This window comes from Pseudoxanthomonas sacheonensis (genome assembly GCF_010093305.1).
Taxonomy (GTDB): Bacteria; Pseudomonadota; Gammaproteobacteria; order Xanthomonadales; family Xanthomonadaceae; genus Pseudoxanthomonas_A; species Pseudoxanthomonas_A sacheonensis.
In genome coordinates this window covers 1-829 of the sequence record NZ_PDWS01000038.1, presented here as the reverse complement: position 1 = coordinate 829, position 829 = coordinate 1, and the positions used below count along the sequence as shown (strand labels likewise).

Annotated in this window: 1 protein-coding gene; it reads right to left on the bottom strand. The window is 67.6% G+C overall.

Annotation, left to right across the window (positions count from 1 at the left end; all coding sequences use genetic code 11):
• The coding region (locus tag CSC73_RS18305) for a TPM domain-containing protein (protein WP_163843574.1) at positions 1-774 on the bottom strand (774 nt) is incomplete at its 3' end.
• Positions 775-829 lie beyond the last annotated feature (55 nt).

Here is an 829-nt window from a genome sequence, read left to right as displayed (position 1 = left end):
GAATCCACCCCAGCCACCGTGGCGGGCATAGCGCCCCGCCGAAACCGACATCAGCCCGTAAATGAGCCCGAAGAACCCGGCGAGGCCGGCCAATGGAATGATCGAAGACAGCAGCCAGGCGACTCCGCCGGCCGCACCGCCCGTGAACAGGCTGCGCAGGCCCTTGGGCGCCTTGCCGAATACCCCGCGCACCAAGGTGGCCGCGATGAAGGCCGCGAACAGGGCGAACAGCCAATCGCCACCGCCGTCGTTTCCTTTTGCGCGGTTGTCGCTGACCGGCGCCGGCAAGGGCTCGCCGTCGATCAGCTTGACCAACTGCGCAGTGGCATCGGCGATGCCGCCACCGTAGTCGCCGGCGCGGAACTTGGGCGCCAGGTATTCCTGGATGATGCGATTGGCGATGGCATCGGGAATGGCGCCCTCCAGTCCATAACCGGTCTGGATGCGCACGCGGCGGTCGTCCTTGGCCACGACCAGGATCACCGCATCGTCCACCGCCTCGCGGCCCAGCTTCCATTGGTCGAACACGCGCTGGGTGTATTGCTCGATGGTTTCCGGTTGCGTGCTGGGGATCACCAGCACCTGCAGCTGGCTGCCCTTGCGCTGCTGCAGGGCCAATGCCTGTTGTTCGAGTTGCTGCTTCTGTTCCGCGCTGAGCGTGCCGGTGGCGTCCACCACCGGCGAAGTAAGCGCCGGAATCGCCGCCGCCTGCTGCGCCCACGCGGGCAGGCAGGCGAGCAGCAGGAAGGCGAGCGCGAGCGCGCGTCGCAGCATGTCGATCAGCTATCCGCCACCGATCAGTTGCCGGGCGCAGGCGGGGGTGGCGGAT